Raw genomic sequence first — 8,104 nt, 5'->3', positions numbered from 1 at the left:
CCAGGACTGACCCTCCTACTCCATCCCGGGCGGGGTCCCCCGGGCGGCGGCGCCCGCCGGGGTCACCGGCGTTTCGGGGCAGGGCGGCTGGAGCGGGAGTCGAGGGCCGGCCCGGGAGGTCACCCGATGCGGAACGGCGGCGTCGGAGGGTGACCGCAACGGCCGCGCGGCGTGGAATGATTGGCGCACGACGACCCGCGAAGGGGGAGGAGCGGATGGGGGATCACTTCGGGCTGGGGCCCGCTACGGGGCCGGTCACCGGACTGTCACCGGGACCGGAGGAGGAACCCGCGTACGCGCCGCACCGGGGTGAGCCGATCCGCGTGCTGGTGGTGGACGACCACGCGTTGTTCCGCAGGGGGCTGGAGATCGTGCTCGCGGAGGAGCCGGACATCAAGGTCGTCGGCGAGGCCGGCGACGGCGCCGAGGCCGTGCTGAAGGCTGCCGACCTGCTGCCGGACATCATCCTGATGGACGTCCGGATGCCGCGCCGCAGCGGGATCGAGGCCTGCACCGCGATCAAGGACGTGGCACCCAGCACCAAGATCATCATGTTGACGATAAGCGACGAGGAGGCCGACCTCTACGAGGCGATCAAGGCGGGAGCCACCGGCTACCTGCTGAAGGAGATCTCCACCGACGAGGTCGCCACCGCGATCCGCGCGGTCGCCGACGGGCAGTCCCAGATCAGCCCGTCGATGGCGTCCAAGCTGCTCACCGAGTTCAAGTCGATGATCCAGCGCCGCTCCGACGACCGGGACCTGGTGCCCGCACCCCGGCTCACCGACCGGGAGTTGGAGGTGCTCAAGCTGGTGGCGACCGGGATGAACAACCGGGAGATCGCCAAGGAGCTGTTCATCAGCGAGAACACCGTGAAGAACCACGTGCGCAACATCCTGGAGAAGCTCCAACTGCACTCCAGGATGGAGGCCGTGGTGTACGCGATGCGCGAGAAGATCCTTGAAATAGGGTGACCGTGGCTGCGCCCCAAGCCCTAGCTCGCGAGGAGTTTCTCGAGGGCCGGGCGCAGCCGCTCGTCCGGCAGGGCCTCGACCCGGACGTCGTCGCAGCCCACCCAGGCGGCCGCCTCGCGCAGGGCCGCCGCCAGCGCCTCGACGTGCCGGGCGCCGTGCCCCCGGTCGCTGGCCAGTGAGACCTGACGGGCCACCAGGGTGCGCCCCTCCCGGCCCGGGTCGACCCGGGCCACCAGCCGGCCGCCGGCCAGCAGCGGCATCGCGAAGTAACCGTGCACCCGCTTGTGCTTGGGCGTGTAGGCCTCCAGCCGGTGCGTCATGCCGAAGATCCGCTCGGTGCGTGCGCGGTCCCAGATCAGCGAGTCGAACGGCGAGAGCAGCGTGGTGCGGTGGCGCCCGCGCGGGGCGGTGGCCAGTGCGGCCGGATCGGCCCAGGCCGCCGCCGCGGCGCCGTCCGGGCCCCAGCCGGCCACCTCGACCGGGACGAGCCCGCAGTCCGCGAGGACCGGGTCCAGCTCCTCGGCGCGCAGCCGGTGGTAGTCCAGCAGGTCGGCCCGGGTGGCCACGCCGAGCGCGGCCCCGGCCTGGGCGACCAGGGTGCGCACGCACTCCCGGTCGGTGCGGTCCTGCCCGAACAGGGCCTCGGGGATGGCCTGTTCGGCCAGTGCGTAGACGCGCTTCCAGCTCCGGCGCTCGGTGCAGACCACGTCGCCGAAGGCCAGCGCCCGCTCCACCGCGATCTTGGTGTCCGACCAGTCCCACCACTCGGCGGTCTTCTTGGCGCCGCCCAGCTCAGTGGAGGTCAACGGCCCCTCGGCGCGCAGCTTGTCGAGCACGTGCCGGTACGTCTCGGGCGTCACCTGGTGGCCCCAGAGGTGGCCGCGCTCGCGGTAGCGGCGGCGCCGGAACGCGAACAGCGGCCACTCCTCGACCGGCAGGATGCAGGCCGCGTGCGACCAGTACTCGAAGCTCGTGCCCGCGCCCCAGTACGCCGCCTCGACGGCCGGGCGGCCGACCGCGCCGAGCCGGGCGTACGGCACCAGTTCGTGCGAGCGGGCCAGCACCGAGATGGTGTCCAGCTGGACGGCGCCCAGGTGTCGCAGCACCCCGCGCACCCCGGCCCGGCGGTCCGGCGTGCCGAGCAGGCCCTGGGCGCGAAGGGCGATCCGGCGGGCTTCGTCGGCGCTCAGGACGGTGACGGGCGGCGGGCCGGCGGGGGAACCGGCGGCAGGCAGGGCGGTCATGTCGGCGAGGGTAGTCCGGGGCACCGACAGCCGGTCGGGGTGCGTCGGCGCGGACGTCAGGGACGGAGGTCCGGGAGGTCCGGGAGGTCCGAGGCGAGCAGTGAGGCGACCCAGGCGTCGTGGAAGGCGCCGCGCTGCTCGGCGTACGAGCGCAGGGTGCCCTCGAAGCGGTAGCCGACCTTCTCGGCCACCGCGCGGGAGCCCTCGTTGCCCACGTAGGCCTGCCACTCCAGGCGGCGCAGGCCGAGCTCGACCAGGCCGTGGCGGGCGACCGCGCGGGCGGCCTCGACCGTGTAGCCGCGGCCGCGGAACTCCTTCGTCGCCCACCAGCCGACCTCGGCGGAGCCCGGGTCGCCGTGGCGCAGCACGAGGCCCTGGGTGCCGACCAGGACGTCGGAGCCGCGCTCGAACACGCACCAGATCCGGTTCTCGCCGGTGCGCCAGCCGTGCGCGGCGAGGTCGCGGACGAAGTACTCGGCGTCCTCGCGCCGGTACGGGCTCGGGACGACCGTCCAGCGCTGGATCTCGGCGTCCTGGCAGGCGGCGAAGACGGCGTCGATGTCCGACTCCTGCGGGGCCCGCAGGACGAGGCGGTCGGTGGTGAGGGTGACGGTGCGGGGCTCTTCCATGGGCGGATTATTCCGTGGAAAGAGGAATTCGGGCATCCGAATATCGAGCCAACCCCTCGATCCGCTGACCGGTTTGTCCCGGTGGACGGTGCTATCGGATCAAGTGCTCGCGCGGGTGACACGGGAATACCGTGCTGACGCACCTCCCGGGGCATTGGACTCCTCGCATACGATGGCCCGTGCGGTGGGGTGAACCCGCCGTGCAGTCGTCCAGTGCCAATACAGGCAAGGAGCCCGCCCAAGTGTCCGTCTTCGACAAGATCCTGCGCGCCGGCGAAGGCAAGATCCTTCGCAAGCTGCAGCGGATTGCTGCCCAGGTCAACTCCATCGAAGAGGACTTCGTCAACCTCACCGACGCCGAGCTGCGCGCGCTGACCGACGAGTACAAGCAGCGGCTCGCGGACGGCGAGACCCTGGACGACATCCTCCCCGAGGCGTTCGCCACGGTGCGCGAGGCCGCCAAGCGGGTGCTCGGTCAGCGGCACTACGACGTTCAGCTCATGGGTGGTGCGGCCCTGCACCACGGGTACGTGGCCGAGATGCGCACCGGTGAGGGCAAGACCCTCGTCGGCACCCTGCCCGCGTACCTGAACGCGCTCACCGGCAAGGGCGTCCACCTGATCACCGTCAACGACTACCTCGCCGAGCGTGACTCGGAGTGGATGGGCCGGGTGCACCGCTTCCTCGGCCTCGAAGTCGGTGTGATCCTCGGCAACATGACGCCCGCCGAGCGCAAGCACCAGTACTCGATGGACATCACGTACGGCACGAACAACGAGTTCGGCTTCGACTACCTGCGCGACAACATGGCCTGGTCGAAGGACGAACTCGTCCAGCGCGGCCACAACTTCGCGGTCGTCGACGAGGTCGACTCGATCCTCATCGACGAGGCCCGCACCCCGCTGATCATCTCCGGCCCGGCCGACCAGGCGACCAAGTGGTACGCCGACTTCGCCAAGCTGGTGCTGCGCCTGAAGATCGACCGCGACTACGAGGTCGACGAGAAGAAGCGCACCGTCGGCATCCTGGAGGAGGGCGTCACCCGGGTCGAGGACTACCTCGGCATCGACAACCTCTACGAGTCGGTGAACACCCCGCTGGTCGGCTTCCTGAACAACGCCATCAAGGCGAAGGAGCTGTACCGGGCGGACAAGGACTACGTCGTCATGAACGGCGAGGTCATGATCGTCGACGAGCACACCGGCCGCATCCTGGCCGGCCGCCGCTACAACGAGGGCATGCACCAGGCGATCGAGGCGAAGGAGGGGGTGGAGGTCCAGAACGAGAACCAGACGCTGGCCACCATCACCCTGCAGAACTTCTTCCGCCTGTACGACAAGCTCGCCGGCATGACCGGTACCGGCACCACCGAGGCCGCCGAGTTCCACCAGATCTACAAGCTCGGCGTGGTGCCGATCCCGACGAACAAGAACCCGCTGCGCATCGACCAGCCCGACCTGATCTACAAGTCGGAGCCGGCCAAGTTCGCCGCCGTGGTCGAGGACATCGCCGAGAAGCACGAGAAGGGCCAGCCGGTGCTGGTCGGCACCGTGTCGGTGGAGAAGTCCGAGTACCTGTCGCAGGAGCTGCGCAAGCGCGGCATCCCGCACGAGGTGCTGAACGCCAAGCACCACGAGCGCGAGGCGCAGATCGTCGCGCAGGCGGGCCGCAAGGGCGCCGTGACCGTCGCCACCAACATGGCCGGCCGCGGTACCGACATCATGCTCGGCGGCAACTCCGACCACCTCGCGGCGGCCGAGCTGGCGCAGCGCGGGCTCACCCCGACCGAGACCCCGGAGGAGTACGAGGCCGCGTTCCCCGCCGCCCTGGAGAAGGCCAAGGCCTCGGTCAAGGCGGAGCAGGACGAGGTCAAGGAGGCCGGCGGCCTCTACGTGCTGGGCACCGAGCGGCACGAGTCCCGCCGGATCGACAACCAGCTGCGCGGCCGCTCCGGCCGTCAGGGCGACCCGGGCGAGTCCCGTTTCTACCTGTCGCTGGGCGACGACCTGATGCGCCTGTTCAAGGCCGGCATGGTCGAGCGCGTGCTGTCGATGGCCAACGTGCCCGAGGACGTGCCGATCGAGTCCAAGATGGTCACCCGGGCGATCGCCTCCGCGCAGACCCAGGTCGAGCAGCAGAACTTCGAGATCCGCAAGAACGTCCTCAAGTACGACGAGGTGCTGAACCGCCAGCGCGAGGTCATCTACGGCGAGCGCCGCCGCGTGCTGGAGGGCGAGGACCTGCAGGAGCAGGTCGGCCACTTCATGGACGACACCGTCGAGGCCTACGTCAAGGCGGCCACCGGCGAGGGCTTCGAGGACGACTGGGACCTGGAGAAGCTCTGGACCGCGCTCAAGCAGCTCTACCCGGTCACCCTGGACCTGGAGGAGCTGGAGGAGGAGGCCGGCGGCCCCGCCGCGATGACCTCCGAGTTCCTGGTCAAGGTCGTCCAGGAGGACATCCAGGCGCAGTACGGCGCCCGCGAGGACCAGCTCGGCGCCGAGATCATGCGTGAGCTGGAGCGCCGGGTCGTGCTGTCGGTGCTGGACCGCCGCTGGCGCGAGCACCTCTACGAGATGGACTACCTCCAGGAGGGCATCGGCCTGCGGGCCATGGCGCAGCGCGACCCGCTGATCGAGTACCAGCGCGAGGGCTTCGACATGTTCACCGCGATGATGGAGGGCATCAAGGAGGAGTCCGTCGGCTACCTGTTCAACCTGGAGGTCCAGGTCGAGCAGCAGGTCGAGGAGGTCCCGATCGCGGACGCCGAGGTGCTGCTCGACAAGCTGGAGAAGGACGCCGCCCGCCCGGAGATCAAGGCCAAGGGCCTGGAGGCCCCGAAGCCGCAGCGGCTGCACTACACGGCCCCCTCGGACGAGGTCGGCGGCGGTGTCATCGAGGGCGACTTCGAGGACCTCGGGCCGGAGGACGAGGGCGACGGGCTGACCCGCGCCGAGCGCCGCAAGGCCGCGAAGTCGGCCAAGGGCCGCCGCCGCAAGGGCTGAGCAGGCCGCAGGACGCCGCACAGGGCGCCGCTCCCGGACGGGGGCGGCGCCCTGTGCCGTCCCGGGCCGCCGCGCGGTCGTGGGGGCCGCTGTGGCCGCCCTGGCCGCTGAGACTGCCGTGGTCGCTGCGACTGCCGTGGTCATCGGGCCTCCACGGCGGTGCACTGCCACTGCCCGGCCTGGCCGCGTTGCTCCAGCCGGAAGGCCACCATGTGGTGCCGCCGGCCGAGGTCGACCCGGACGCAGGCCTCGACCGCGTCGGGCGAGGGCGAGCGGTCGTGCACCGGGCCCAGCCGGGGCCGGTCGGCGGCGCCGCCGCGGCGCAGCGCGCCGGCCCGGACCAGGGAGGCGAGCTGCCCGTAGCCGTCCAGGCTGGTGTGCCGCATCAGCTGGCCGGAGGGCCGGGCGCCGGTGAGCACCTCGACCAGCTGGTGGGCGAAGCGGGAGGCCAGCGCCCGGGGGTCGTGGCCGCCCGGGCCGGTGCAGGCGGCGCGGGGGTGGCGCGGGCGGCGCCCGGCCGGGTCGTGGGCGGCGGTCGTGCGCGGCCGGCGGTGCGGGCGGGCGGTGAGCGGTGCGGTCACGGCGGGCTCCTGGGCAAGGTGGTACGGGTGCGGACGGGTCCTTGCTAGCGGTGCGCCGCGTCGGGCGGCAAGGGCTTTTGCCGCTGCTCCTGGAGTGACCGACAAGTTCACCTATCCGAGTGAATCGATCAGTGCGGTGCCGGGCCCGGCGCGCGGTCGTGCGGTGCCCGATTGACGTGCGTGGGCGGGCCGTACGGTCCGAAAGAGGACGGTTCGATGCGCCGGACCGGGTGGCCCGAACCGCCGCCCCCGTTGCGGTGCCCGGCCGTCGGCGCGCACCATCGGAGCCTGATCGGGAACCGCGCGGAGCGGGACGGGGCCGGGCGGCCACGACCGCACCCACGACGACGGGCGGTCGCGATGACGACACGGGTAGCGGCGGTTCCGGCTCCGGCAGCCGCGGGCACCGCCCCGCCGACCGGGGACGCACCCCGGCGCGGCCTGGTGCTGGGCGGCGGCGGGATGCTCGGCGCGGCCTGGACGGTCGGCGCGCTCTGCGCCGTCGAGGAGGCCACCGGCTGGCGGCCGGGCCGCGCGGACGTGCTGCTCGGCACCTCGGCGGGCTCGATCCTCGGCGCGATGCTGGCCGGCGGGGTCCGCACCGAGCAACTGCGCGACCACCAGCGCGGCCTGCCGATCACCGACGGCCCGCTGGCCGGGGTGGACTTCGACTACGACACGGCCGCCGGCGGCGCGCTGCCGCCCCGCCCCGGGGCCGGCATCGGCTCGCCCGGCCTGCTGCGGGACGCCGTCCGGCACCCGCGCGAGTACCCGCTGCTGACCATGGTGTCGGCGATGGCGCCGCCCGGCCGCGGTTCGCTGGCCCCGGTCGGCGAGCTGGTGCGCGGCCTGCTCGGCCCGGGCGGCTGGCCGCCGCCGGGCGCCGACGGCGAGGCCGACGCCGGGGCCGGAGCGGCGGCGCTGCGGGTGGCGGCCGTGGACTACCGCAGCGGCCGCCGGGTGGTCTTCGGGGACCCGGACGCCCCGGCGGTCGCGGTCGCCGACGCGGTGATGGCCTCCTGCTCGATCCCCGGCTGGTTCGCGCCGGTGCGGCTGAACGGCTCGGCGTACGTGGACGGCGGCTGCTGGTCCGCCACCAACGCCGACCTGCTGCTCGGCCGCGGCCTGGACGAGGTGTACGTGCTCGCCCCGATGGCCCTGCGGCTGCGCCCCCGCGCCGACCGCGCCGACCGCGCCGACCGCGCTGACCGTGCCGACCGTGCCGACGCCGATGCCGGCGGGGTAGTCGGCACCAGCGGGCTCGCGGGCTCCCTCGCCGCGCTGCGCGAGTGGCGCGCCCGGGACCGCCCGCGCGGCGTGCTGGCCCAGCTGGTCAGCCGCTACCGCCGCGCCGTCACCCGGCAGCTGCTGCGCGAGGCCGTGCTGCTGCGGGCCGAGGGCGTACGGGTGCGGCTGCTCGCGCCGACGCCGGCCGACCTGGCCGTGATGGGCCCGAACATGATGGACCCGGCCCGCCGCGACGCGGTGCTGGAGAGCGCCCTGCACACGTGCGGCGAGGCCCTGCGGGCCGCCCGCTGAGTCGGGCCGAGGTGATCACGCCCGGCCCGGCGGCGCTTATTCTTGGGGCGCTGGAAGCTGTGCCGCTGGACGAACCGGAGAGTGCCACCGATGCGCGTGTACGTGCCCACCACCCTGAACGGCCTGGCGGCG

6 protein-coding genes are annotated in these 8,104 nt (G+C 72.8%); 3 read left to right on the top strand and 3 right to left on the bottom strand.

The features are described 5' to 3' along the window. The first annotated feature begins 215 nt into the window (after positions 1–215). Complete coding sequence (locus tag ACFV61_RS23720; RefSeq protein WP_079135841.1) at positions 216–974, top strand: response regulator transcription factor; 759 nt, start codon at positions 216–218, stop codon at positions 972–974. 20 nt (positions 975–994) lie between these two features. Here the strand turns inward: ACFV61_RS23720 and ACFV61_RS23715 are convergent, their stop codons facing one another. Then, complete coding sequence (locus tag ACFV61_RS23715) at positions 995–2,218, bottom strand: winged helix-turn-helix domain-containing protein (protein ID WP_380493742.1); 1,224 nt, start codon at positions 2,216–2,218, stop codon at positions 995–997. 56 nt (positions 2,219–2,274) lie between these two features. After that, a complete protein-coding gene (locus tag ACFV61_RS23710) occupies positions 2,275–2,847 on the bottom strand; it encodes a GNAT family N-acetyltransferase (protein WP_063349157.1) in 573 nt (190 codons plus the stop codon). A gap of 242 nt (positions 2,848–3,089) precedes the next feature. Here ACFV61_RS23710 and secA point away from each other — a divergent pair, with 242 nt between their 5' ends. Further along, positions 3,090–5,852, top strand: coding sequence for a preprotein translocase subunit SecA (gene secA / locus ACFV61_RS23705; protein ID WP_063349158.1), 2,763 nt, complete (start codon positions 3,090–3,092; stop codon positions 5,850–5,852). A gap of 140 nt (positions 5,853–5,992) precedes the next feature. On the opposite strand, the gene ACFV61_RS23700 is transcribed toward secA, so the two are convergent. Beyond that, positions 5,993–6,433, bottom strand: coding sequence for an Rv3235 family protein (locus ACFV61_RS23700; RefSeq protein WP_063349159.1), 441 nt, complete (start codon positions 6,431–6,433; stop codon positions 5,993–5,995). 360 nt (positions 6,434–6,793) lie between these two features. Here ACFV61_RS23700 and ACFV61_RS23695 point away from each other — a divergent pair, with 360 nt between their 5' ends. Continuing rightward, a complete protein-coding gene (locus tag ACFV61_RS23695; RefSeq protein ID WP_380493740.1) occupies positions 6,794–7,972 on the top strand; it encodes a patatin-like phospholipase family protein in 1,179 nt (392 codons plus the stop codon). The last annotated feature ends 132 nt before the right edge of the window (positions 7,973–8,104 follow it).

The organism is Kitasatospora sp. NPDC059817, assembly GCF_042731835.1.
Classification (GTDB): domain Bacteria; phylum Actinomycetota; class Actinomycetes; order Streptomycetales; family Streptomycetaceae; genus Kitasatospora.
Note: the sequence above shows the minus strand (reverse complement) of the source record. Positions and strands in the feature narration are given on the sequence as shown.

Excerpts from the sequence above, each read along its gene's own strand:
- ACFV61_RS23720 (WP_079135841.1), top strand. The coding sequence starts at position 216 with ATGGGGGATCACTTCGGGCTGGGGCCCGCTACGGGGCCGGTCACCGGA.
- ACFV61_RS23715 (WP_380493742.1), bottom strand. The coding sequence starts at position 2,218 with ATGACCGCCCTGCCTGCCGCCGGTTCCCCCGCCGGCCCGCCGCCCGTC.
- ACFV61_RS23710 (WP_063349157.1), bottom strand. The coding sequence starts at position 2,847 with ATGGAAGAGCCCCGCACCGTCACCCTCACCACCGACCGCCTCGTCCTG.
- ACFV61_RS23695 (WP_380493740.1), top strand. The coding sequence starts at position 6,794 with ATGACGACACGGGTAGCGGCGGTTCCGGCTCCGGCAGCCGCGGGCACC.